Annotated in this window: 23 protein-coding genes; 5 read left to right on the top strand and 18 right to left on the bottom strand. The window is 63.5% G+C overall.

Features of this window, described 5'->3' with window-relative positions:
* The 7 genes from HCO70_RS21965 to HCO70_RS22000 form a co-directional block, all read right to left on the bottom strand.
* Positions 1–1,077: a branched-chain amino acid ABC transporter permease gene (locus tag HCO70_RS21965; protein WP_172300048.1), complete on the bottom strand. Its 1,077-nt coding sequence runs from the start codon at positions 1,075–1,077 to the stop codon at positions 1–3.
* Entirely contained in the window at positions 1,064–1,825 is a 762-nt protein-coding gene (locus tag HCO70_RS24685) for a VOC family protein (protein WP_216665576.1), read from the bottom strand. The genes HCO70_RS21965 and HCO70_RS24685 overlap by 14 nt, the downstream gene beginning before the upstream one ends.
* A complete protein-coding gene (locus HCO70_RS21980) occupies positions 1,826–2,023 on the bottom strand; it encodes a hypothetical protein (RefSeq protein ID WP_172300049.1) in 198 nt (65 codons plus the stop codon).
* A 90-nt stretch (positions 2,024–2,113) separates the two neighbouring features.
* Entirely contained in the window at positions 2,114–3,100 is a 987-nt protein-coding gene (locus HCO70_RS21985) for a branched-chain amino acid ABC transporter permease (protein ID WP_172300050.1), read from the bottom strand.
* Positions 3,097–3,624, bottom strand: coding sequence for a hypothetical protein (locus HCO70_RS21990; protein ID WP_172300051.1), 528 nt, complete (start codon positions 3,622–3,624; stop codon positions 3,097–3,099). The genes HCO70_RS21985 and HCO70_RS21990 overlap by 4 nt, the downstream gene beginning before the upstream one ends.
* A 58-nt stretch (positions 3,625–3,682) precedes the next feature.
* Positions 3,683–4,441, bottom strand: a complete 759-nt coding sequence (locus tag HCO70_RS21995; RefSeq protein WP_216665586.1) for an ABC transporter ATP-binding protein — start codon at positions 4,439–4,441, stop codon at positions 3,683–3,685.
* 118 nt (positions 4,442–4,559) lie between these two features.
* Complete coding sequence (locus HCO70_RS22000) at positions 4,560–6,536, bottom strand: AMP-binding protein (RefSeq protein ID WP_371742301.1); 1,977 nt, start codon at positions 6,534–6,536, stop codon at positions 4,560–4,562.
* Positions 6,537–6,715: 179 nt separating this feature from the next.
* Here HCO70_RS22000 and HCO70_RS22005 point away from each other — a divergent pair, with 179 nt between their 5' ends.
* The gene (locus HCO70_RS22005) at positions 6,716–7,366 is read left to right on the top strand and encodes a histidine phosphatase family protein (protein WP_172300054.1); all 651 of its coding nucleotides are present in this window, start codon (positions 6,716–6,718) and stop codon (positions 7,364–7,366) included.
* A gap of 117 nt (positions 7,367–7,483) precedes the next feature.
* Positions 7,484–8,626, top strand: a complete 1,143-nt coding sequence (locus HCO70_RS22010) for a saccharopine dehydrogenase family protein (protein ID WP_172300055.1) — start codon at positions 7,484–7,486, stop codon at positions 8,624–8,626.
* Between the two features lie 3 nt (positions 8,627–8,629).
* Here HCO70_RS22010 and HCO70_RS22015 read toward each other — a convergent pair whose 3' ends face one another.
* The 4 genes from HCO70_RS22015 to speB all read right to left on the bottom strand — a co-directional run bounded on the left by HCO70_RS22015 (position 8,630) and on the right by speB (position 11,915).
* Positions 8,630–9,307, bottom strand: coding sequence for a bifunctional 2-polyprenyl-6-hydroxyphenol methylase/3-demethylubiquinol 3-O-methyltransferase UbiG (locus tag HCO70_RS22015; RefSeq protein WP_172300056.1), 678 nt, complete (start codon positions 9,305–9,307; stop codon positions 8,630–8,632).
* Between the two features lie 77 nt (positions 9,308–9,384).
* Positions 9,385–9,777: a DUF3775 domain-containing protein gene (locus HCO70_RS22020; RefSeq protein WP_172300057.1), complete on the bottom strand. Its 393-nt coding sequence runs from the start codon at positions 9,775–9,777 to the stop codon at positions 9,385–9,387.
* A 78-nt stretch (positions 9,778–9,855) separates the two neighbouring features.
* A complete protein-coding gene (locus tag HCO70_RS22025) occupies positions 9,856–10,866 on the bottom strand; it encodes a ribonuclease T (RefSeq protein WP_172300058.1) in 1,011 nt (336 codons plus the stop codon).
* An 89-nt stretch (positions 10,867–10,955) separates the two neighbouring features.
* Entirely contained in the window at positions 10,956–11,915 is a 960-nt protein-coding gene (gene speB / locus HCO70_RS22030) for an agmatinase (RefSeq protein ID WP_172300059.1), read from the bottom strand.
* A gap of 119 nt (positions 11,916–12,034) precedes the next feature.
* On the opposite strand from speB, the gene HCO70_RS22035 reads away from it, so the two are divergent.
* Positions 12,035–12,496 (top strand): GNAT family N-acetyltransferase, encoded by a 462-nt coding sequence (locus HCO70_RS22035; RefSeq protein ID WP_172300060.1) that lies wholly within the window; start codon positions 12,035–12,037, stop codon positions 12,494–12,496.
* Positions 12,497–12,525: 29 nt separating this feature from the next.
* On the opposite strand, the gene HCO70_RS22040 is transcribed toward HCO70_RS22035, so the two are convergent.
* The 6 genes from HCO70_RS22040 to HCO70_RS22065 all read right to left on the bottom strand — a co-directional run bounded on the left by HCO70_RS22040 (position 12,526) and on the right by HCO70_RS22065 (position 19,954).
* Positions 12,526–13,122: a dimethylsulfonioproprionate lyase family protein gene (locus HCO70_RS22040; RefSeq protein WP_172300061.1), complete on the bottom strand. Its 597-nt coding sequence runs from the start codon at positions 13,120–13,122 to the stop codon at positions 12,526–12,528.
* Between the two features lie 19 nt (positions 13,123–13,141).
* On the bottom strand, positions 13,142–14,395 hold the full coding sequence (locus HCO70_RS22045; protein ID WP_172300062.1) for a DNA recombination protein RmuC: 1,254 nt from the start codon (positions 14,393–14,395) through the stop codon (positions 13,142–13,144).
* Positions 14,392–16,245, bottom strand: a complete 1,854-nt coding sequence (gene mutL, locus HCO70_RS22050; RefSeq protein WP_172300063.1) for a DNA mismatch repair endonuclease MutL — start codon at positions 16,243–16,245, stop codon at positions 14,392–14,394. The genes HCO70_RS22045 and mutL overlap by 4 nt, the downstream gene beginning before the upstream one ends.
* A gap of 113 nt (positions 16,246–16,358) precedes the next feature.
* Entirely contained in the window at positions 16,359–17,669 is a 1,311-nt protein-coding gene (locus tag HCO70_RS22055) for a pitrilysin family protein (RefSeq protein WP_172300064.1), read from the bottom strand.
* On the bottom strand, positions 17,666–19,006 hold the full coding sequence (locus tag HCO70_RS22060; RefSeq protein ID WP_172300065.1) for a pitrilysin family protein: 1,341 nt from the start codon (positions 19,004–19,006) through the stop codon (positions 17,666–17,668). Before HCO70_RS22060 ends, HCO70_RS22055 begins: the two co-directional genes overlap by 4 nt.
* Before the next feature lie 108 nt (positions 19,007–19,114).
* On the bottom strand, positions 19,115–19,954 hold the full coding sequence (locus tag HCO70_RS22065; protein WP_172300066.1) for a DMT family transporter: 840 nt from the start codon (positions 19,952–19,954) through the stop codon (positions 19,115–19,117).
* Positions 19,955–20,109: 155 nt separating this feature from the next.
* Here HCO70_RS22065 and HCO70_RS22070 point away from each other — a divergent pair, with 155 nt between their 5' ends.
* Positions 20,110–20,967: a DMT family transporter gene (locus HCO70_RS22070; RefSeq protein WP_253913431.1), complete on the top strand. Its 858-nt coding sequence runs from the start codon at positions 20,110–20,112 to the stop codon at positions 20,965–20,967.
* 12 nt (positions 20,968–20,979) lie between these two features.
* Here HCO70_RS22070 and HCO70_RS22075 read toward each other — a convergent pair whose 3' ends face one another.
* Positions 20,980–22,113 carry a hypothetical protein gene (locus HCO70_RS22075; RefSeq protein ID WP_172300068.1) on the bottom strand — a complete coding sequence of 378 codons (1,134 nt, stop codon included), beginning with the start codon at positions 22,111–22,113 and terminating at the stop codon, positions 20,980–20,982.
* 124 nt (positions 22,114–22,237) lie between these two features.
* Here HCO70_RS22075 and HCO70_RS22080 point away from each other — a divergent pair, with 124 nt between their 5' ends.
* Complete coding sequence (locus HCO70_RS22080; RefSeq protein ID WP_172300069.1) at positions 22,238–22,900, top strand: HD domain-containing protein; 663 nt, start codon at positions 22,238–22,240, stop codon at positions 22,898–22,900.
* Positions 22,901–22,968 lie beyond the last annotated feature (68 nt).

Genomic DNA, 22,968 nt, shown 5'->3' on the forward strand with positions numbered 1-22,968 from the left:
CTAGTAGGGGAACGGCCAGAGTCGCAGTTTCTCTTTCGCGATCCTCCACAGCTGTGCCAGCCCGTGCGGCTCCGCGATCAGGAAGATAATGATCAGCGCCCCCACGATCATGAATTCCAAGTGCGCCGCCAGGTCCGTGGGCCAGCCCAGCCCGCCCACCAGCACGTTTTTCAGAAGCACCGGCATCAGCACCAGGAATGCCGCCCCCGCGAATGCGCCGAAGATCGAGCCGAGCCCGCCGATGATGATCATGAACAGCACCAGGAATGACTTGTTGATCCCGAACGCCTCGCCCACCTCGACCGCGCCCAGGTAGACCGCAAAGAACAGCGCACCGGCCACGCCGATGAAGAAAGACGACACCGCGAAGGCAGACAGCTTCGCCGCCAGCGGGTTCACCCCGATGATTTCCGCCGCGATGTCCATGTCGCGGATCGCCATCCACTTCCGCCCGACACTCCCCCGCGTCAGGTTTCGCGCGACCCAGGCCAGCACCACCACGAAGACCAGGCAGAAGAGATAGGCCGCCCAGGGTTCCGTCTCAGGCCCCGTCACCGGATGGCCGAATACCGTCCGCTCCGGCGCCGAGATCTGACCGGAGGCCGAGTAGTTGTAGAACCACGGCACCCGGTTGAAGAGCCAGACGAGGAAGAACTGCGCCGCCAGCGTCGCCACCGCCAGGTAGAACCCTTTGATCCGCAAGGATGGCAGACCGAACAGCAGCCCCACCGCCGCGGTGATGAAACCCGCGATGATTACGTGGAAAAAGATGTTCACTTCCGGGAAGGCGGTCATCAGCTTGTAGCAGCCATAGGCTCCCACCGCCATAAAACCGCCCGTCCCTAGCGACACCTGCCCGCAATAGCCCACAAGGATGTTCAGCCCTATCGCGGCGATGGCATAGATCAGGAACGGCAGAAAGATCGCGTTCGCCCAGTAGTCGTTGATGACGAAGGGAATGACTAGAAACGCCACCGCCAGAACCAGGTAATAGCGCCACCGGTCGAAGGCGATGGGAAACGTCTGCCCGTCCTCGACATAGGATGTCCGGTATTCGCCGGCCTCACGATAAAACATCGGCTTCCTCCCCCGCCCTCTCGGGCCAGTCGTCTCCCTGCGGCCCGACGATGCAGAACCGGTGGCCCGTGGGCGCCTGCATCACGATCCAGCCCTTGATCCGTTCCACTTCCTCCGTGCCCAGCGCCACGAGCCGCGCAAACTCAGCGTCCTTGTTGTCGGTCTCCAGGTCGATATGAACGCGCGGGTCGTGATCCACCTTCTGCAGCAGGAACTTCGGATAGCCCCTGTGCCCGCCCAGAGAGGCGTATTTCCCGTCCCCGTCGAATTCCGGTGCATCTTTCAGTCCCAGCGCCGCCGTCCAGAAGGCGGCGCCTTCGGTCAGGTCGTCCACCCTGCAGTCGATACACAATGCGCCGATCCGCGACCGGTGCGTGCCGCTCGCTCCCGGCCATTCCTTCGGCGTCGCATTCACCGCCTCGTCCCGCTCCCGCACCACGCAGAACCGGTGCCCGGTCGGCGCCTCCAGCACGATCCATGTGCTGATCCGCGCCACAATAGTGGCCCCAAGGCCGACCAGCCGCGCCGCCTCCGCTTCGACGTCTTCGGCGGCAAGGTCGATATGCACCCGGCTCGGATGGTCGACTTTCTGCACCTCGACATTCATCCCGAGCCGCCCGAGCTTGCGATAACTCCCGCGACCGCTGGCGCGCGTCCCCAGCACAGCCGACCAATAGGCCGCCGCCGCGTCGATACCGCCGGTCTCGCAATCGATGATGATCCCGCGAAAACGGCCGCCCTGCGTCATTCAGACCTCGCCCCGCATCAGCCGAAGCCAGCACCAGACACCCAGCAAAAGCCCCATGAAGGCCAGTACCGCCGCGCCCACCATCTGCACTGTGGCCTCCGCCGGCGCCGTCAACGCCAGGAACCCGAACACCCAGAACGCCGACCAGCCCAACACGTTTCCGTTGGCGATCCATTTCAATGCCGTCTTCCGAGACATCTTTCCTCCCGTCTCCTCCACTCTCCGCCCCCGGCTTCTTCTGGCTGAAAATACCCCGCCGGAGGCATGGCCCGCAGGGCCATTCGTTACCTACACCCTTTCGATGATACGCTCCCCGAACAGCCCTTGCGGCCGGAACACCAGGAACAGCAACGCCAGCACATAGGCGAACCAGTTCTCCGTCGCGCCACCGACGAGCGGCCCCACAAGGAACTCGAACAGCTTTTCGCCCACCCCGATGATCAGCCCGCCAACGATGGCGCCGGGGATCGAGGTGAAGCCGCCCAGCATCAGCACCGGCAGCGCCTTGAGCGCGATCAGCGACAGCGAGAACTGCACCCCCGATTTCGCACCCCACATGATCCCGGCGACCAGCGCCACGAAGCCGGCAATGGACCAGACCAGCACCCAGATGAAGTTCAGCGAGATCCCGACCGACAGCGCCGCCTGATGATCGTCCGCCACCGCGCGCAGCGCCCGGCCCTGCTTGGTATATTGCGAGAACACCACCAGCCCCACCACAAGCAGCGCCGCCACCACCGTCGCGACGATATCGAGATTGTCGATGAAGAAGCCGTAGCCGAACGCATTGAAGGTGATCTCGTCGATCCACAGGTTGATCCCCTGCGGCAGGCCGACATCAAGTTTCCGGATATCCGCGCCCCACATCAGGTCGCCGAAGCCTTCGAGGAAATAGGCCAGCCCGATGGTGGCCATGAACAGGATGATCGGCTCCTGGTTCACCAGATGGCGGAAGATGAAATGGTTCACCGCCCAGGCGAGGAATATCATCACTCCCATGGTCAGAACAATTGCCGCCAGCGCCGGCACGGTCCAGCCAAAATGGTGAATGTCCGTGCCGAACATGGCATTGATCAGGTGCGCGAAGGGCACCTGCCCTTCCATCATCCCTACCAACGTCAGCGCCGCGAACAGCGCCATGACACCCTGCGCGTAATTGAAGATGCCGCTGGCCTTGTAGATCAGCACGAAGCCGAGAGCCACGAGCGCATAGAGCACCCCGGCCATCAGCCCGTTCAGCGTCACTTCCATGGCAAAGAGGAATTGCTCGTTCATTCCTGGCCTCCCTTTGCTGGCGGGCACTTGTCGGCGTGATCCGCGGCGGGCCGCGCGGCTATCTGCAGAGGCAGCGCCTCGGCCGGCTCCGCGATCTCGCCGCGCACCACTTCCGGACTGGCCGACACCATCACCGGCTCCGGCCCGCCGCAGACAAGCCGGGTGACAGACCCGTCCGCAACCGGCACTTCAGTTCCGCCCAACGCGTCCATCGCAGCAACGGCGGCCGCGCGTCCGTCGCCCCAGGTCAGCTTGTCCTCTGCGACCGCAATACAGATGCCACCGGCCGATTTGACCGTCATCCGCACACCACTCTCGGCAATTCGCCCTTCTAGGAAGGCATGCGTCCGCGCCGCGGCCATGCACAGGTCCAACGCCTCCGCCACAAGATCCGCCGCCGCACTCTGCCCCGACCCGGCCGTGACCAGTCCCGCCAGAACCAGCGCCTTCGGAGCGTGGACCTGCACGCCTCCAAATCCAACATGGCTACGGGCGGGGCGAACACCGGGGCGAGCGGCCCGCATAGCTACTCCTCGTGCACATCCTGAATAAGGTAGGAGTGCGTCCGGGGCACATAGCGTTTCAGTCATGTGCCACCCCCAGATAGGCGTCGATCACGTCCTGGTTCGCGCGCACTTCGTCGGGTGTCCCGTCGCCGATCTTTTTGCCGTAATCCATGACCACGACCCGGTCGGACAGGTCCATCACCACACCCATATCGTGCTCGATCAGCGCGATTGTGGTGCCGAATTCATCATTCACATCAAGGATGAAGCGGGACATGTCCTCCTTCTCCTCGACGTTCATCCCAGCCATCGGCTCGTCGAGCAGCAGCAGCTTCGGCTCCGCCGCCAGCGCCCGCGCCAGTTCCACCCGCTTCTTCAGCCCGTAGGGCAGCCGCCCCACGGGCGTTTTCCGGATCGCCTGGATCTCGAGAAAATCAATGATCCGCTCGACCTGCGCCCGGTGTTCCACCTCTTCGGCCTCTGCCCGGCCCCACCACACCGCCTGGCTCCAGAGCCCGGTACTCATATGGGTGATCCGTCCGGTCATGACGTTGTCGAGAACCGTCATCCCCTCGAACAGGGCGATGTTCTGGAAGGTCCGTGCGATCCCCTGACGCGCCACCTCGTAGGGCTTCATCGGCCCGCGTTTCGCGCCCCGGAACCAGACCTCCCCTTCCTGCGGCTTGTAGAAGCCCGAGATCACGTTCAGCATAGAGGACTTGCCCGCGCCGTTCGGCCCGATGATCGCCCGGATCTCCCCCTCGCGGATGTCGAAGGAGATGTCCTTGATCGCGACAACTCCGCCGAACCTCAGGGTGATATTCCGCATTTCCATCAGCACGCCGCCGATGGTGCGGCCGTCCGGGGTGGTGTAATTCTCCACGGTATCCTTCACGCTCAAACCTCCCGGCGGGATGGCGGGCGGGGCGATGGCGAAGCCGAGCGTAGACCCGTCATTCCGCCGCCATCCTCGGTTCTCCCTCTCCGACAACCGCCACGTCCCGGATCTTCAGCGTCGCCCTGATTTTCCCCTTGCGGCCGTCCTCGTAAGTCACCTCGGTCTCGGTATAGACCTCCTCCGACCCATCGTAGAGTGCCGTCACGAGATCGGCGAATTTCTCTCCGATAATCGCCCGGCGCACCTTGCGCGTCCTGGTCAGTTCGCCGTCATCCGCGTCCAGTTCCTTGTGCAGGATCAGGAACCTGTGGATCTGGCAGCCCGACAGCATCTCGTCCTCGGCAACCGAACGGTTCACCTCTTCGACGTGATGTTGCACCATCTCATAGACCTTCGGATGCTGAGCCAGTTCCTGGTAGGAGCCATAAGCAATGTTATTGCGCTCCGCCCACGATCCCACCGCCGCGAGGTCGATATTGACGAAGGCGCAGCAGCGGTCGCGCCCGGCGCCGAACACCACTGCTTCCAGGATGTTCGGATAGAACTTCAGCTTGTTCTCAACGTATTTCGGCGCAAACAGGCGCCCGTCGGCCATCTTGCCGACGTCCTTCGCGCGGTCGATGATCCGCAGATGCCCGGTTCCCTCCTCCATGAACCCGGCATCCCCCGTCGCGACCCAGCCTTCTGGATCCTTGGTAGAGGCCGTGCTGTCGGGATTCTTGTAGTATTCCACGAAAGTTCCGGCAGAGCGGTAGAACACTTCTCCGCTGTCGGCGATCTTGATCTCCACACCCGGCGAGGGCACGCCCACCGTGTCCGCCCGTACCTCGTGATCCGGCTGCTGGGTGATGAAGACCGAGGCTTCTGTCTGTCCGTAAAGCTGTTTTAGGTTGATCCCCAGCGAGCGATAGAATTCGAAGATCTCCGGCCCGATCGCCTCGCCCGCCGTATAGCCCACGCGCACCCGGCTCATCCCGGCCCGGCTGCGCAGCGGCCCGATGATCACCACCTTCGCCAGTGCATATTTCAAGCGATCCCAGGCGCTTACCGGACGCCCGTCGAGGATGTCCCAGCCCACCCGTTTGGCCAATGCAAGGCAACGGTGGAACAGCCAGTACTTGAACCGCCCCGCATCCTCCATCCGGATCATCAGGAGCGTCAGGCGTTCCTCGAAATAACGCGGCGGGGCAAAGAAATAGGTCGGTGCAATCTCGTGCAGGTTCTCGTACATCGTCTCCGGGCTTTCCGGACAGTTCACGCAGAACCCGTTCCAGTAGGCCTGGCCGATTGAGAAGATGAAATCGCCGACCCAGGCCATCGGCAGGTAGGCCAGCACCTCGTCGGTCTCGCGCAGGTGGTCGAATTCCGACGATGCCTTCGAGCTTTCGATGATGTTCCGGTTCGACAGCACCACGCCCTTCGGCCGCCCGGTCGTGCCCGACGTATAGAGCATCACACAGGTGTCGTCGTAGCCGATCGCCGCCTCGCGCGCCTGCAGTTCCGCCTCGAACCGCTCATGCGCCGCGCGGCCCTCGGCGGACACATCGTTCAGCGAATGCAGTCGTGTATGGTCGTACTTCCGCAAGCCCCGCGGGTCGAGATAGAGAATATGCTCGATCGAGTGCACCTTCTCCTGCACCTCGATCACCTTGTCGACCTGCTCCTGATCGCCGCAGACGGCAAAGCGCGCGCCGCAATGCTCGAGGACATAGGCCATCTCCTCGGCCACCGCATCCTGGTACAGCGGCACCGGAATGGCGCCGACCTTCTGCGCGGCCACCATCGACCAGTACAGCGCGGGCCTGTTCCGCCCGATGATCGCGACGTAGTCCCCCTTGGCTACGCCCAGCGCCAGGAATCCCAGCGCCATCGACCTGATTTCCTCGGATGTCTCGATCCAGGTCCAGCACTGCCAGATCCCGAATTCCTTTTCCCGGTAGGCCGGCCTCGCCCCCCATTTCCGCGCATTGCGTGTCAGCAATGCCGGAATGGATATCAGCCCGCCTTCGGCGCCTAACCCAGTCAATCGCAATCCTCCCTCGCGCCTTTACGGCGCCCGGCCCGCGTTTCCCGCGATGTCCGGATGACAGGAGCATGACGCATCCGCAGAATATTTCAACAGGCGCGTTGGGGAAGGTTCGTTTCGCCTTGCAGCCCAAGCCGGCATCGCCCATCAACCCTCCCGGCACTATCGGATATAGGCAGGGTAAGATGGGCGAAGTCATCCTGGTCCGCCACGGACAGGCGAATTCCGGTGCGCAGGATGAAGAATCCTACGACCGCCTCTCCGATCTTGGCCGGCAACAGGCGATGTGGCTGGGTGAATGGCTGCGCGCCAACGAGGCGCCGTTCGACAGGGTTGTTACCGGCTCGCTGCTTCGCCACCGCCAGACCGCCGAAGCCATGGGCGACATGGGTGCCGCGTCGCAGATCGACCCGCGTCTGAACGAGATGGATTACTTCAATCTCGGCCATGCGCTGGAGGATCAGCATGGCGTGCCGATGCCGGGCCCGGAGAATTTCGCCGAGCACTCGGTACAGGTCATGGAAGCCTGGCACCGGGCCGAAATCCGCGGCAACGAGGATTTCACTGAGTTCGAGGGCCGCGTCACCGAGATCCTGCGCGAGGCGTCCGAACCTGGCGTCCGCGTCATCTGCATCACCTCCGGCGGCGTCATCGGCATGGCTCTGCGCAGTCTTCTGGGCGTCGACCCCAGGCGGCTCGCGCACCTGTTGATGCCGATCCGCAATTCCTCCCTGCACCGCGTCACCGTGGCTCCGCATGGCACAATCCTGTCCGGCTTCAACGCGACACCGCATCTCGACGCCCCGGACCGCGCCTACGCACGCACCACATTTTGAAGCCCAGTTCATGCCGCAGGCAATGTTGCCCCGCTAGTGATCTTGTCCGGCTTGCAAAATTCCCCACCGATGACACGCTTCACGGCGAATGAATGGTAAGCGAAAGGGACAGGTTTAATGACCATCCACTGGTGCGGCACCGGCCTGTCATCTCTCCCCGGCCTGCGGCGGCTGATCGGCGAGGGTCACGACATCGCCGTCTACAGCCGCACGCTGGGAGAGGTCCAGGCAGCCGTTGGCGACCTGACTGACCGTACCGCAGCCTTCGACATGGACGAACTGGAAGCGACCCTCACGGCAGGCGATGTGGTCGTCTCTATGCTTCCAGCCGACATGCACATGCCGCTTGCCAACCTCGCCGTCGCAAAAGGTACGCATTTTGTCTCGTCGTCCTACATCACGCCCGAGATGCGCGACCTGCAAGACAGCGCGTTAACCGCCGGGGTGGCGCTGGTGAATGAGGTCGGGCTGGATCCCGGCATAGACCACGTCATGGCGCATTGGCTGATGGCCGATTACCGCAGATCGCCGGCCTACAATCCGAAGAACACGCTTAGCTTCCTATCGTTCTGCGGCGGCGTGCCGATGCAGTCCAATGCCTTTCGCTACAAGTTCAGCTGGTCGCCGCTGGGTGTGCTGAAAGCTCTGAAATCGCCGTCGAAATCCATTCGGGACTTCTCAGAGCTGGAGGTACGCTGCCCATGGCATGCGCTCACCACCTACTCCGCACCTCTGCCGCAGCCGGAGACCTTCGAGGTCTATCCGAACCGCGACAGCCTGCCCTTCATGGCGCAATACGGGTTTGAGCCCGGCTGGCCGGTAAAGCAGTTCGTCCGCGGCACCCTGCGGCTGAACGGGTGGGCGGACGCCTGGTCGGAGGTGTTCGACGTGATCGACGCAGCCGAGGGACCGGAGGGCGACGAGCGCCTGCGCGCCCTGTCCGACGAGCTTTGGGCGAAATACGCCTACGAAAAGGACGAGCCCGATCGCGTGGTCCTGTGCGTCGCGTTGCTGGCGGAGGATCACGGTGTTCCGGTCTACCACAAGACCTATGCGCTGGAGGCTTGGGGCGATGCCCGCGGTTCCGCCATGGCGCGGCTGGTTTCCGGGTCCGTGGCGCTGGCGGTCGAAGCCGTGCTGAACCGCGAGATCCCGGTTGGCGTCAGCGCCGCGCCAAGCGACCCGAAACTGGTAGCGTGGTGGATGGAGGCCACCGACTGTCTGGCGCAGCACCTGCAGGTGGTGAACCACCTGCGCTAGGCGTCACGGGTTGCGTGCGGTGAAGACCGCGACGCAGCCCCTAAACCAGACCTCGACGTCTTCGAACCGCGCCTTCAGGTTCCGCTCCAGCGCGGCGGCGGTGTCCTGCTCGTTCGAGAAGATGCCTTTGCGATTGTACACCGCCATCAGTTTCCGGGCGCCGGCATTTACCGGCACGTCGCCCTGCACGATGCTTGCCCCGAACACAGCTGCGCCGGGGTATAGCGCCGCCTTGAGATGATCGAAGGCAACGGATTTCTGATCCATCGTTCCCGGCATGCAGTGCATCAGGTACGTCGCGCCGAGTGAATCGTATCGCTCGTGCGCAAATTCGAAGGGTTCCAGAAGATTCTCGCAATAGGTCTCGACCGTCTCCGCCGTCGCCCGTTCCGTCGCGCGCGCCAGACAGCGCTCGTCGATGTCGATCAGCCCCAGCCGCTGGCCCTGCCGAGGCAGCCGCGCGGTGTAATACCCGGTGCCAACCCCGGCATCGAGGTGATTGAGGCTGGCAAGCTGACGGTAAAGCTCCACCAGTTCCGGTGTCGGACATTTCCACAGGAACCGGTTGGAAAAGTACAGGACCATCGGGTCGTAGACGACCCGCAGGTTCAGGTTGGTGTAGATCGCATGACCCCTCGCCACCGCCTCGGCGGTTGCGTAGGGCCGATTCTGGTCAGGCATCGGAAAATCTCCGAACAAATGACTTGGAGAGCGCCCTTAGATGCCGGGCGCCGTAACGTCAACAAACCCGGCTGAGATCAGAGGAAATCTTCCTCGATCCCGCTCACGTCGACGTCAAGTTTCTCAAGCCCCGACTCGAGATAGTCGGCGAGGTGCGGGATGCCCAGAAGGTAATCCTCGGTCGGCGACGTGCGTTCATTCACGGCCGTTTCAACCGCCTCGTCCCACTCTTCCGCATCGAAGGTCTCGCGCCCGATCCACATGATCGCCACCAGTTCGGCCTGCTCATCCTCGGGCAGCTTGGCGATGAACTCACGCAGTTCCGCCTCGGTCGCGTCACCGCGGCGCGCTTCCAGGATGGTCTCGGCATCGGCCGAGTCACCGGGGCTGTCCCAGCGGCCGACCTTTGCATCGATCTCACGGGCCCGTACGATGACATGCGCCACGCGGCGCGGCGAAATCTGGGGCATGGTCCGATCCTCTCCTTTATGCTTCCCAGCGGTATATGCGGGATCGGACCGGCAATACAACAGGACGGTGACCTTGTGTCACTGCTCTCCCGCAGGATCGATCACGCCCCGGTCGCAGCCGGCGGAGACCGGATCCGCTGCCAGCATCAGCGCCCCGAGATCAGGCGTCTCGGTGATTTCTCCGATCAGCGAGATCCAAAGTTCCACCAGCAGAGTACGTCCACCGTCGCCTGTGCAATGCACCTGCACCCGGTCGCCGGCGCCATCACCGAACTCCTGATCGAACAGCGCGCGTATCTCAAGCGCGTCCACTTCGCCGCCCACATGGCTGGCAAGAAATGCTGCGATGGGGGAGTCGTTTATCCGGTCGACCAGCCGCAGCGTGTCGTCGAAGTATTCATCCGCGCCGCCCTCGGCCTTGTAACAAGTGCCGTGCTTGATCCATTCATGCCGCTCAAGAAAACTTGCCGTGCCCGGCATCACGACGTTCAGCGCCTCGCGCGTATCGGCGTCGATCTCGGGTTCCGGCAACTGATCCCACATGCTGGGCCGGTCGAGGTTCTCGATTGACTGCGGCACGCCGCAGAAAAACTTGCCGTTCGGCTGCGGCCATAGCCCATGCAGCGACAGTTGCGTCTCGGTGATCGGCAGCTGCCCCCCATTCAGCGCCAGGCATTCTTCCTTCGCTGGCCGCGTTTCGCAAAAGGCCGGCTGCCAGCTGAGCGTCAGCAGATTGTCGGTAGATTCCGGCCCGGTCTCCAACGAGATGTCGCCACCGTCGGCCGGCACCGCGCCGCTGCCCGTTCCGCTATCGACCACGTGCACGCCGCACGAGATATGCACCCAGCGATCCTCGGTCACCGGCGCGCCGGGGATGCGCACCTGGTAGAAGTCGCCCCCGGCCTTGTTGATGCCGATTATCTCGTACGCACGCATTTCCTCGGTCTGGATATCGCCCGGATTGGTCATCCGGTTCTTCGACTGGAACGCGTCACAGACCCTTTGGGCGATGAAGAACCCGTCCAGCGGCTCCTGAGCAAAGGCCGGAATGGCGGTAACGATCAACGCTGCGGCTAGGTAAACTCGCATGAATGTCTCCCATAAAATGACGTCGTTTTAATGGAAGATATTCTACCCCGATTCTCGCATCGCGATGATGACAGTTGCGTGCTTCCCGTTCAGGTGGTGCCGCCCACCATCGCACACAGCATCTCGAACATGATCGACACGCCAAGGTAAGCCGTTCCGCCAGACGCATCGAAGGGCGGCGAGACCTCGACAAGATCGGCGCCGACGATATCCACGCCCGCCAGTTCCCGCGCCACCGTCAGCGCCTGGTATGAATTCGGGCCACCGACCTCCGGCGTGCCGGTTCCGGGCGCAAAGGCCGGATCGACAAAGTCGATATCGTAGCTGACATAGGTCGGCTTGCCACCAGCCACTTCGCGCGCCTCTGCCATCACGTCGGGGATGCCACGGTCGAAGAATTCCTCGATCTCGATGATCCGCACCCCGTGCGAGCGGGCGAAATCCTTGTCTTCGCTGTCATAGGCCGTGCCACGGATTCCGATCTGGATTACCCGTTTCGGGTCAAGCAGCCCTTCCTCCAGCGCGCGTCGGAACGGCGTACCATGAGTGTATTTCGTGCCGCCGAAATACCCGTCGAAGAAATCGGTGTGGCTGTCGAAATGGATCATCCCGACCGGCGCGTCTTTCGCCACCGCCCGCAGGATCGGCAGGCTCGACAGGTGATCGCCGCCGGCGGTCAGCGGCCTGATCCCGGCCGCGACCACGGTGTCGTAGAACTTGGTGATCCGCTCCATGCTGTCGAGGATATCCGCCGGGTTCGGCCCGACATCCCCAAGATCGGCGCAGTTCACCGTCTCGAACGGGCGCACGCCGGTGGCGTGGTTCTGCGCCCGGATCATCGTCGACGCATCGCGCAGCTGGCGCGGGCCGTGGCGAGGCCCCGGTCGGTTGGTCGTTCCGCTGTCCCAGGGCACGCCGATCAGCCCCACCTGCACCTCACCGAACCGGTCATGTTCCGGCGGTACATGCGGCAGACGCATGAAAGTCGGCACACCGGCATAACGCGGCAGGTCGAAGCCGGAAACCGGCTTGAAGAAGGGATCGCTCATCGGGAACTCCTGCGGGAAGTGATCGGCGCGAGCCTAGCAAAGCGGCGGGCGCCTGCAAGCTTGCCTTCCGGTCGCTTCTGCGCTTTGGCTCCGGGCAGAAGCGAACAGGAACCGCCCCGATGCAGACCCGCCCCGCCACTGAAGCCGACGCCCATGGCATGAGCCAGGTCCTGCAGGATATCGCCTCCGCCGGGCTGAGGCGTAAGCCGACCGACCCCGACTTTGCCCTGTCGCATTACATCCTCGACCCCGGCCGCATCGAATGCACGGTCGCAGTCGACGATGACGGCACCATCCTCGGCTTCCAGTCGCTGAAGTTGGCCACCGAAGGCAATGCCTATGGCGTGACACCCGGCTGGGGTATCATCGGCACACATGTCAGTCCCCGCGCCGCCCGGCGCGGCGCCGGAACAGCCCTGTTCGCCGCGACGAAGATCGCCGCGAAAGCCGCAGGTATCGAGAACATCGACGCCACCATCGGCGCGACGAACGAGATGGGGCTGGCCTATTACGAGGCGATGGGGTTCCGCACCTATGGCACCGAGGAAGGCACCATCCGCAAACAATTCAATGTTGGCTGAAATACCGCACACGGCCCTGTCGCGTGCCGTCACGAGACCGAGAAACTCGACAAATCCAGATCACCGCTCCACCGCCATGCGCCTAAAAACGGCTGTTCCAGTGTCCGCCGACCGTGCCGCGCCCAAGCCGGATGATGCACGAAGCTACCCGGAGGCTTTTCCGTGTAGGAGGCGCCTTCCAGCACCCACTCAGCCGTGCCAGCCAGAACGAAGTAAGTCTCCTCCCCGGAATGGCTGGACAACGGATAGTCAGTGAAGCTCCGCGACACCAACAAACCCACCCGCACTTCTTTTTCTGCTACATGGCCGTCCGGCCCAACAAGTTCGGCTGTGAAGAGATTGGCCGACACCTCCGGCGCCAGCCCCTCGCCCGCCCAGCTCGTCCAGTCCAGCAAGTTACGCACGCCAAGCACCTGTTCTGCCAGTGGCAACGCGCCCGGAAGCGCAACCGCGGCGTCCAGCACGGTGCCCGGATCGCTATTCGATGCAGCACGTCGATAGCGCCCGGATTGCGCCCGACGCAGGGCAGCCGAAGCCTGCTCGCCGCCGGGCCTGCCTTCCTTGGCAAAAACCTCCGCCAGTCCGCCGAGCAGTTCGTTGAAGTGCATCTCCTCCGATACCGTCACGTTCTCGCCCTCCTGTCTATCAGGACGACCCCTGCGCTGCCCCCGGCGTCCGCAGTTCCAGAACCGACCGCTCGCCCTCCGGCTCCAGTTCCTCGAAGTCGAAATTGTCCAGTTTCGCCGCCCGTTTCCCGGCGCGTTCTGCGGCGATGCCGATCCCCTCGACATCCTCCCGCGCCTGGCGGAAATGATTGTCCAGCTTACCAACGCGCTCCACCACCAGCTCCACATCCCGGTGCAACTGGCGCAGCGTCTTGCGGATCGCGCCCGCCTGTTCCCGCATCCGCGCGTCTTTCAGGATGGCACGCATCGTGTTCAGCGTCGCCATGCATGTGGTGGGCGAGACAATCCAGACCCGGCTATCGAACCCTTCGCGTACCAGATCGGCAAAATTCGCGTGCAATTCGGCATAGACCGCCTCTGACGGCAGGAACATCAGCGCTCCGTCCGCCGTCTCGCCGTCGATGATGTACTTCTCCGAGATCGCCCGGATATGCGTCCGCACTGCCGTACGCATCATTTTGGCCGCCTCGCCTTGTTCGTAAGGCGTCGTGGCCGCGCGAAGTTTCTCGTAGGCCTCCAGGGGGAATTTCGCGTCGATCACGATCGGTCCCGGCGGGTTCGGAAGATGGATCAGACAATCCGCCCGCCGTCCGTTCGACAGCGTCGCCTGCAGCGAATAGCTGTCCGAGGGCAGCGCCTTACCGACGATATCGTTCAGCTGAATCTCTCCGAACGCCCCTCGCGTCTGCTTGTTCGACAGGATGTCCTGCAGCGACAGCACGTCCCCCGATAGCTTGGTGATGTTGTCCTGCGCCTTGTCGATGGCGGCCAGCCGCTCCTGCAGTTCGGTCAGCGATTTCGTCGTCTTCTCGGTGCCGCCGGTCAGAACCTCGTTCATCCGCTCCTGCATCTCGGATAGCGCGCGCGCCGATTTCATCGCGTTGTCGTGCAGCCGGTCGTTCATCTGCTGCTGCACGGCAGCCAGCCGCATTTCCATCGACTGGATTACCTGTGTCTGACCTGTCGCCTGGGCGTCGGACACGTTGCGCAGGCCACCCGTCAACTGCTCCTGCCCGCCCTGCAAGCCCTGCACGGCGCGGCCCAGCTGATCCATCTGGTAGATCAGCGGCTCGGCAAGGTTGGCAGACATCCGCGCGGAGCGCACGGCCATGACCAGCAGGAACAGGATCAGCAGCACGATCACGCCGCCGGCCAGCGCCACGATGACCAGTGGGTCGGCAAAGGAATAGGTCTGTCCGCCGATCTCGATCATTTGCGCCCGAACAGCTTTTCGATATCCGACAGCTTCAGTTCCACATAGGTGGGCCGGCCATGGTTGCACTGGCCCGAATGCGGCGTCGCTTCCATCTCGCGCAGCAACGCGTTCATCTCCTCGCCCGACATGCGCCGGCCGGAACGGACAGAGCCATGGCAGGCCACACGCGACAGGATCGCCTCGATCCGGGCCTGCACCGTCTGGCTCTCGCCCAGGTCGTCCAGCTCATCAAGGATGTCCCGCAGCATCGCCTTGGCATCGACCTGCCCGAGCACGGCAGGCGTTTCGCGCACAGCAACGGCGCCCTGCCCGAAAGGTTCGATCCCAAGGCCTAGCCGCCCCAGATCTTCGGACAACTCCAGCAGCCGTGCGGCATCGCCTTCCGACAGTTCCACGACCTCGGGGATCAGCAGCGCCTGCGCGGCGACGCCATTCTCTGCCATCTGCCGCTTGAGCTTTTCATAGACCAGCCGTTCATGCGCCGCGTGCTGGTCCACGATCACCATCCCATCGGCGGTCTGGGCGACGATGTAGTTCTCGTGCACCTGCCCGCGCGCCGCGCCGAGCGGATAAACCGGCGTCGGCGCCTCTTCCGTCTCCGGCGAAACCTCCTCAACGTCGACACGCGCAAAGACCGGGGCCGTCTCGGCAAAGCCCTGCTGCGGCGCCTGCCAGCCTCGCGCGGTGTTGAGCGCTCTCTGCGATGGCCGTTCCATTTGGTATACACGCGGCACTGACACCGCCGTGCTTTCCGCCCGCATCGCCCCAAGCGTCGCCCCGGCAACCGTGGTCGACGCCCTATGCCCCGCCTCGGCCAGCGCGTGACGCAGCCCCGAGACGATCAGCCCTCGCGCCATCCCCGGCTCGCGGAAACGCACCTCCGCCTTGGCCGGATGCACGTTCACATCCACCAGATGCGGGTCACATTCGATGAATAACACCGCCGCGGGATGCCGGTCGCGCGACAGGAAATCAGAATAGGCCGCGCGCAGTGCGCCCAGCAGCATCTTGTCCCGCACCGGGCGCCCGTTCACGAACAGGTACTGCGCCACAGACGAGCCCCGCGAGTAAGTCGGCAGGGCCGCATATCCCGACAGCGCCAGCCCGTTTCGCTCCGCGTCGATGCGAAGAGCGTTTTCCGCGAAATCAGCCCCCAGAACCCGCGCCAGCCGCCCGTGCAGCGCGTCGAACAGGTCACCGGACTCGGCTTCGGCGCGAAAGGTCACGCGACCCTCGCCGCCGCCCGTCACGTCGCGCAGAACAAAGCCCACATAGGGCTCCGCCATCGCCAGCCGCCGGACGACATCACCAACCGCCTGCACTTCTGCCCGGTCCGAGCGCAGGAACTTCAGCCGCGCGGGCGTGGCGTAGAAAATGTCGCGCAGCTCCACCACGGTGCCCGCGTTCAGCGCCGCCGGTTTCACCGGCCCGAGCTGCCCGCCAGAAACTGAAATCGTGGCCGCCTCCGATCCGGAACGAGAGGTGATCGACAGCCGCCCGACTGCGCCCAGCGACGGTAGGGCCTCTCCCCGGAACCCGAAGGAATGGATGTTCAGCAGGTCCGAACCGTCGATCTTGGATGTCGCATGCCGCGACAGGGCCAGCGGCAGCTCGTCGGCCGGTATCCCGTGCCCGTCATCGCTGACACGGATCAGTGTTTTGCCGCCGTCAGCAATGCAGACCTCGACCCGTGTCGCACCCGCATCCAGCGCGTTTTCCACCAGCTCCTTCACGGCAGAGGCTGGCCGTTCCACGACCTCACCCGCCGCGATCCGGTTGATCGCGCCTTCGTCAAGCTGGCGGATAGGCGTGCGACCCGGGTCTATCTTGGGGTTTGGAACGGACATGCCACTAGGGATAGCATGCCCGGATCCGATTCTGCCACGGCAAATCGCGCAACCAGCCGCCCCTACGGGGTCTCATATGTAAGCGGCACCCGAAGAAAACGACGCACGCAGGCTCAGTTCGTGGTTTCCAGCCCTTCCGGCTGCCCGACCACGACGAACTGCAGGTTCTCCGGCTGGATCAGCCGTTTCGCGACCCGCTTGATATCGTCCAGCGTCACCGCGTTCACCTTGTCGTTCCGCGTCGCAATGTAATCCAGTGGCAAATCGGACAGTTGCATCCCCACAAGGATGCCGGCAATCCGGCCATTGCCATCGAAGCGGAGGGGATAGGCGCCGGTCAGGTAGGTCTTGGCATCTTCCAGTTCGTCAGCGGTCACTCCTTCCTCGGAGATCTTGGTCCATTCCGCCTGGATCACCTCGATTGCATCTGCGATCCGGTCATTGCCCGACCTGACATGCCCCATCAGCAGGTCCGCATAATCCCCGTCGACCAAGTAAGTGTAGATGCCATAGGTCAGCCCACGCTTCTCGCGCACCTCTTCCATCAGGCGCGAGGTGCGTCCGCTGCCGCCAAGAATTTCGTCCAGCACGAAGGCCGCGAAGAAATCAGGGTCATCACGCTCGATACCCGTCTGGCCAAACATCGCAACGGATTGCGGCGTGTCGTAGGGTATGACCGTGATCCCGCCTTCAATGGTCAGATCGGCCATGCCAGGCAACGGTGCGCCTTCGGCCGGCAGATCGCCCAGAAGTTCGTCCAGCAGGAGCCCCAGTTCCTCGGCGGCGATGTCGCCCACTGCGCCGACATAGATGTGATCTAGGGTCAGAACGTTGCGATGTGCCGCGACGATGTCGTCCCGTGTCAGCGCGGTAACGCTCTCCACCGTGCCGCGAAGCGGCGTGGCATAGGGGTGGTCGCCATAGACCATCTTGTTGAACGCGTCGCCTGCGATCTTGTCGGGATCAGTGGCATCCGACCGGATCCCAGACAAGACCTGCTCGCGCACGCGTTCCACCGCATCCTCGTCGAACCGGGGCTCGGTCAGCGCCGCTTTCAGCAGTGCAACCGCCTCGTCGCGGTTCTCGGTCAGGAACTTCGCGCCAATCGACAGCGAGTCGTCGTAGACATCGAAATCGAACCGTGCCGCCAGCGTCTCCTGAGCAGTTGCGAACGCCTGCGCGTTCATGTCTGCGGCACCTTCCTCGATCAGGCCGGTCATCAGGTTGATGGCCCCACGTTTTCCGGGCTCCTCCAGCGACGCGCCGCCCTTGAACCGGATCTCCAGCGCGGTGAACGGGATGGAATGCTCTTCGACCAGCCAGGCGGTGATACCGCCGGGGGAGGTCACTTCCTGGATATCGACGGCGGCGCGGGCGGGGATCGCCGCGAAGAGCGCCAGGAATGTCAGGGCGAACCGGATCATTGGATCACCTCCTCTTCGGTCTGGGGCTGGCGAACCCAACCGGTGACAGCATGGCGTTTGTCAAAGACATTGCGGGCGGCGTCCAGGACATCCTCCTCGGTAACGGCCTGCAGGATATCCGGCCAAGCTTCCACGTCTTCCACTGTCAGCCCGGAAGACAGCGCTCCGCCATAGCGGCGGGCTAGGCTCTGTACCGAGTCCTCGGCATAGATCTGCGAGGCTCGAAGCTGAAATTTCACCCGCTCGAATTGCTCCGCATCAACGCCTTCCTCAAGGAACTCTGCCAGCGCCTTGTCGAGTGCCGCCTCCGCGTCTTCCAGCGACACTCCGGGTACCGGCAGGATACCGATACCGAAGGTCGTATCGTCGTAGTTGACGCCGCTGTAATAGGCCCAGGTGTAAAGCGCCTTCTGATCCTCGAAGACAAGCTTGCGCTGCAGGACCGAAGTAAAGCTGTTGCCGCCAAGGAGCGAGGACAGGATCTCGAGCGCCGCGGCCTCTTCCTGCGCGCCCGGATCGCGTTCGGGTGCCAGGTAGTTTCGGGTCACGTACGCATCTGACACCCGTGGGTCTTCGAAGATCAAGCGTCGTTCGGCAAGTTGCGGTGGCTCCTGAGGACGCATCCGCTCTCCCAGCCCAGGCGTCGGCTCTAATGGCCCGTAATAGGTATCAGCCAGCGCTTTGACCTCCTGAGGATCGACATCGCCCGCCACAATCAGGATCGCGTTGTTTGGCGCGTAGTACTTTTTGTAGAAGGCTTCGGCATCGTCCAGACCGAGCTCTTCCATCTCCTGCCGCCAACCTATGATCGGGATACCATAGGGGTGGTTCATGTACAGCGCCGACATCCATTGTTCGCCATATAGCGAGTTCGGGTCCGAGTCGGTGCGCTGGTTGCGTTCCTCCAGGATCACCTGGCGTTCCGTAGTGATATCGTCTTCGGTCAGCTGCAGGTCGCGCATCCTGTCGGCTTCCATCTTCATGACCAGCTCCAACCGGTCAGCGGCGACGCGCTGGAAATAGGCCGTATGGTCCCAGGAGGTGAAAGCGTTGTCCGACCCGCCGATGCGGGCGACAGTGTTCGAAAGTTCTCCGGAGGCGAGGTCGTCAGTCGCCTTGAACATCAGATGTTCCAGGAAATGCGCAATGCCAGAGACGCCGGGTGGCTCGTCGGCGGCGCCTGCCCTGTACCAGACCATTTGTACGGCAACTGGCGCGCGGTGATCTTCCAACACCACGACATCCATACCGTTGTCGAGAGTGTAGGTCGTGACCTCGGCCGCAGAGGCCGGCATGCCGACGAAACAGACGAGTATCAAAGACAGGAAACGGCGCATTCAGCCCTCTCTTCCAGTTTGGGAAACGGCAGCGCCCAACCTACACACGGACCCGAACCGCGCAAGCAGGGGCAACGGAGATGTGAGCGTATGGTTATTACCAGATCCCTAACGCCGCGCACGGACAGAGAGGGCGACCCCGCCCAGGACCAGCGTCGACGCGCCGATCACCTCCCACTTAAGCACCTCTCCCAGAAAAACTACGCCACCTAAAATGGCGATCACTGGCACGGTCAGCTGTGCGACCGCCGCCTGACTGGCCGGCAGGCGCGGCAGCACGGAATACCACAGCGCGTATCCCATAGCGGATGTCACGATGCCGGAAGTGAGCGCAAGGGCAAGGCCGACGTTGCTCATTTCGACCGTCGAAGCCGGCAATACCAGCGCGGCGGTAACGCAGACTGGCACCGCGAGAGCGAAATTTGCGGCCGTTGCCTTCAGCGGCTCTCCGGACACCCGGCCGATAAGCGAATAAAGTCCCCATCCCACGGCCGCCGCCGCCATCAGGGCACCGTGGCGCCAGGATATCGCTGCGCCACTGCCAGGCCAGAACAGCCAGGCAAGACCGGCCAACGCAACGCAGGCCCCGGCCCAGCGCATCGGCGGCACCCGTTCACCGCCGATAACGGCGCCCACAAACATCGTGATCTGCACGCCACCGAACAGGATCAAAGCACCCACGCCGGTGTCCAGAGACAGATAGGCAAGCGAAAAGGCCAGCATATAGACTGTCAGTGACACCACCCCGACGAGCCGGTACGGGCCGCCCAGCCGCAATCTGCCGCCGCGGGCGAGCACAAGGATCGCCAGGGCCACGGCTCCGGAGGCCACACGCCATACCGCAAACTCGGTGGCGCCGATCTCACCACCCGCCAGCGCCAGGCGGTTCAACACGGAATTTGCCGCGAAGGCGATCATCACCAGCGCTGTCAGCAAGAACAAATGCATAGCCACTCCTTGCATCCGGCCACACTGGACCGCCCCGCGCCCTTCGCGTAGCAGTGATCTGCGGTCCGGCCCAGCCCGGCCAGTCGAGGAGTTCAGAGATTCCGATCCCCGCCTCACCCATGAACACGGCGCCACCCCCGAGCGCACCGGACAACATGCGTGCATTGGCGCTGATGGGGCTGGCCTTTTTCATCTTCTCTGCGGTCGACACACAAGCGAAATTCCTGACAGGCACATTACACCCGATTCAGGTGACATGGGCACGCCAGTTCGGCCTGTTCGTCGCAGTCCTTTACCTGCTCGCCCGGCTCGGTCCCTCGATCCTGAAGACACAGAACCTACCACTGCAACTCGTACGGGGCGCACTCGCCGGTGGTTCTGCTGTTTTGTTCATAACCGGGGTCAGCTTCGTGCCGCTGGCCGATGCCGTTGCCGTCACCTTCGTGGCGCCGTTCATGGTCACCCTGCTCTCCGCTCTCGTGCTGAGAGAGCCGGTCGGCATCCGCCGCTGGACCGCCGTCTTCATCGGTTTCATCGGCACACTGATCGTGATCCGGCCCGGAATGGGTGTCATCCACCCCGCCGTCTTCCTCGTCCTTGCCGCCGCCTTCTTCTTTGCGCTGCGCCAGATCTTGTCGCGCGCCCTCGGCCGTACCGACCGTACGATCACCACCGTCGCCTATACCGCCCTGACAGGCACCGCGCTGCTATCGCTGCCGCTACCGTTCCTGTGGCGCACTCCAACAACCTGGCTGGAGGTCGCGCTGATGGTCGGTATCGCCGTGGCCGCGGGCCTTGGCGAATTCCTTCTCATCAAGGCACTGGAGATCGGTCAGGCCGCCGTCGTCGCGCCGATGCAGTACTCGATGCTGATCTGGGGCACATTTTATGGCTGGCTGGTCTTCGGCCACCTGCCCGACTTCTGGACGCTCGTCGGCGCCGCGATCATCATCGCGACAGGGCTATACACCCTGCAGCGCGAGCGCATCGCTGCGCGCGCATCACGTCAGTAAGGCCGCCTTAACTCAGGGCTCGGCAAAGAAACGCGGCCGGAACATACTTGCGCCCAGCACCCCGGCACCCGCGAAGGTGAGGCCAAGGACAAAGAGCCAGCCGACGAACGGGATCAGGGCCAGCAACCCCGCCAGCAGCGCCCCGACAAAAGCCGCAAGCGCGCGATGGCTGATCCGATAGGGCTCTGGTCGGCCGATTGCCAGCAGAACACCGACGCCCAGCGCATACGCCCCGATGACATAGCCCAAGAACCAGACGATCCCGGCCGCCACCAGCACAGCGGGGGTCAGCAGAATGCCGATCACCGTCAGGATGAACAGGAACGCCCCGCCGATCAGCGCGGACAGGAACAGGAACCCGATCCAGACCGCCCAGAATGGATGCTCCAGCAACCGCCGCCGCAGTTTGGCAAGGTATTCCGGCGCCACCGCTGCGATTACTGCCGCAATCGCGGCGATAAGGATGACGCCGCCGATCCACCCGGCGAGAACCTGCCAGAAGCTGACCGGCGCCACCTCGTCGGCCACGACTTCGGTGAACTCATCCTGCTCGTGGCGCATCACGCGGTCCGCCGGAATCACGCTTTCCGGCACCTCGATACCGCCAAGTTCGTTCTCGTAGAGGGTAAGGGTGCCGTCTATGGCGGCCTCCGGCCCGAATGTGACATCGCCTGCCGAGATCCGCACATCGCCGCTGATCCGGCCTTCGATCCGCACGTCCTCGCCTGCAACAACGACATAGCCGCCCACAGGCCCGGCCAGCGTCACATTGGATCCGCTGGCGCGCAGGTCGCCGCCGACGCTGCCGACAGACACCGAATACCCAGAAGCAGTCACGTCGCCCGCGACGGCCCCTGCAATCTGAACGTTGAACCCGAACGCGTAAACGTCGCCGCCAACCGCGCCGTCGATCCACACCCGACGTCCGGCCATATGCGCCGACCCGTCGATATCGCTCTCGATCCGAACCCGGTCGCCGGCGGCAAAGACGTCATCTGCCCCCGCCACGCTCTGCACCACGCGCCAGCCGGTCCGGTAGAAGTCATTGCCAAAACTGAACCCGACATCGCTGGCCGCCTCGTCCTCCTGCGCCACGGCCAATCCGGCAAGCCACACGAATAAGATCGAAAACAGAAACCGCTTCATCGGGGCCTCCCACCAAAACCGCACCGCAATCCGGCGCTTCAGCCCGAGTTTGCAACGAGCCCGGGCAAATGCAAAGAAGTACTCCCGCTCCACGTTTTATTGACAAACATCACAACAGAGCCCGATGCCACACGTCCATTTTGCCCCGAAAGCCGAACTTGCAACCGATTTGCTGCCGCATGCGATTGATGCCGGTGAGGACGGCTCGCACGACTTGTCACACCTGATCCGGGTCTGGGGGAACGTCCTGACGATACATGCGAACGAGGGCGGCGATATCGAGAGCCTCGCCGCCGCAACGCTGCTACACGACTGCGTCGCGGTGGAGAAGACGTCTCCCCAACGGAGCCAGGCATCGCGCATGGCCGCCGCCAAGGCACAGCAGTTGCTGGCAGCGCTAGATTGGCCCCTCGACCGAATAACCGCCACCTGCCACGCCATCGAAGCCCACAGTTTCTCTGCCGGAATCACACCCGAAACGCTGGAGGCGAAAATCCTGCGCGATGCCGACCGTCTGGACGCGATCGGCCTTATCGGCGTCGCCCGCTGCTTCTACGTGGCGGGCCGCACCGGCGCCGCGCTCTACGACCCCGAAGACCCCGAAGCGCGCAACCGGGACCTCGACGACACCCGCTTCGCACTCGACCACTTCCGCACCAAGCTCCTGACTCTGGCGGACGGCTTCCTGACCGAGACGGGCCGCAACCTCGCCCGGCAGAGGCACCGCGACATCGCGGAATTCCGTGATGCTTTCCTGGCGGAGGTGGCGACAGGACTGGTGATTTGAGCCTGCGGCAATCTCGCTCTGTCGAGCCCGGTTAAACCAGTTGAGAAAAGAAAGGGCGCCCGAAGGCG

Source organism: Pseudoruegeria sp. HB172150, from assembly GCF_013184805.1.
Taxonomy (GTDB): Bacteria; Pseudomonadota; Alphaproteobacteria; order Rhodobacterales; family Rhodobacteraceae; genus Psychromarinibacter.

Bases quoted from the DNA above. Each gene is read 5' to 3' on its own strand.
- HCO70_RS22010 (WP_172300055.1), top strand. From the start codon at position 7,484: ATGACCATCCACTGGTGCGGCACCGGCCTGTCATCTCTCCCCGGCCTG.
- HCO70_RS22065 (WP_172300066.1), bottom strand. From the start codon at position 19,954: ATGCATTTGTTCTTGCTGACAGCGCTGGTGATGATCGCCTTCGCGGCA.
- HCO70_RS22045 (WP_172300062.1), bottom strand. From the start codon at position 14,395: ATGATCGAGATCGGCGGACAGACCTATTCCTTTGCCGACCCACTGGTC.
- HCO70_RS22025 (WP_172300058.1), bottom strand. From the start codon at position 10,866: ATGCGAGTTTACCTAGCCGCAGCGTTGATCGTTACCGCCATTCCGGCC.
- HCO70_RS22055 (WP_172300064.1), bottom strand. From the start codon at position 17,669: ATGATCCGGTTCGCCCTGACATTCCTGGCGCTCTTCGCGGCGATCCCC.
- HCO70_RS21985 (WP_172300050.1), bottom strand. From the start codon at position 3,100: ATGAACGAGCAATTCCTCTTTGCCATGGAAGTGACGCTGAACGGGCTG.
- HCO70_RS22020 (WP_172300057.1), bottom strand. From the start codon at position 9,777: ATGCCCCAGATTTCGCCGCGCCGCGTGGCGCATGTCATCGTACGGGCC.
- HCO70_RS22005 (WP_172300054.1), top strand. From the start codon at position 6,716: ATGGGCGAAGTCATCCTGGTCCGCCACGGACAGGCGAATTCCGGTGCG.
- HCO70_RS21995 (WP_216665586.1), bottom strand. From the start codon at position 4,441: ATGGAAATGCGGAATATCACCCTGAGGTTCGGCGGAGTTGTCGCGATC.
- mutL (WP_172300063.1), bottom strand. From the start codon at position 16,245: ATGTCCGTTCCAAACCCCAAGATAGACCCGGGTCGCACGCCTATCCGC.
- HCO70_RS21965 (WP_172300048.1), bottom strand. From the start codon at position 1,077: ATGTTTTATCGTGAGGCCGGCGAATACCGGACATCCTATGTCGAGGAC.
- HCO70_RS22075 (WP_172300068.1), bottom strand. From the start codon at position 22,113: ATGAAGCGGTTTCTGTTTTCGATCTTATTCGTGTGGCTTGCCGGATTG.
- HCO70_RS22070 (WP_253913431.1), top strand. From the start codon at position 20,110: ATGCGTGCATTGGCGCTGATGGGGCTGGCCTTTTTCATCTTCTCTGCG.
- speB (WP_172300059.1), bottom strand. From the start codon at position 11,915: ATGAGCGATCCCTTCTTCAAGCCGGTTTCCGGCTTCGACCTGCCGCGT.
- HCO70_RS22080 (WP_172300069.1), top strand. From the start codon at position 22,238: ATGCCACACGTCCATTTTGCCCCGAAAGCCGAACTTGCAACCGATTTG.
- HCO70_RS22015 (WP_172300056.1), bottom strand. From the start codon at position 9,307: ATGCCTGACCAGAATCGGCCCTACGCAACCGCCGAGGCGGTGGCGAGG.
- HCO70_RS24685 (WP_216665576.1), bottom strand. From the start codon at position 1,825: ATGACGCAGGGCGGCCGTTTTCGCGGGATCATCATCGATTGCGAGACC.
- HCO70_RS22060 (WP_172300065.1), bottom strand. From the start codon at position 19,006: ATGCGCCGTTTCCTGTCTTTGATACTCGTCTGTTTCGTCGGCATGCCG.
- HCO70_RS21980 (WP_172300049.1), bottom strand. From the start codon at position 2,023: ATGTCTCGGAAGACGGCATTGAAATGGATCGCCAACGGAAACGTGTTG.
- HCO70_RS22035 (WP_172300060.1), top strand. From the start codon at position 12,035: ATGCAGACCCGCCCCGCCACTGAAGCCGACGCCCATGGCATGAGCCAG.
- HCO70_RS21990 (WP_172300051.1), bottom strand. From the start codon at position 3,624: ATGCGGGCCGCTCGCCCCGGTGTTCGCCCCGCCCGTAGCCATGTTGGA.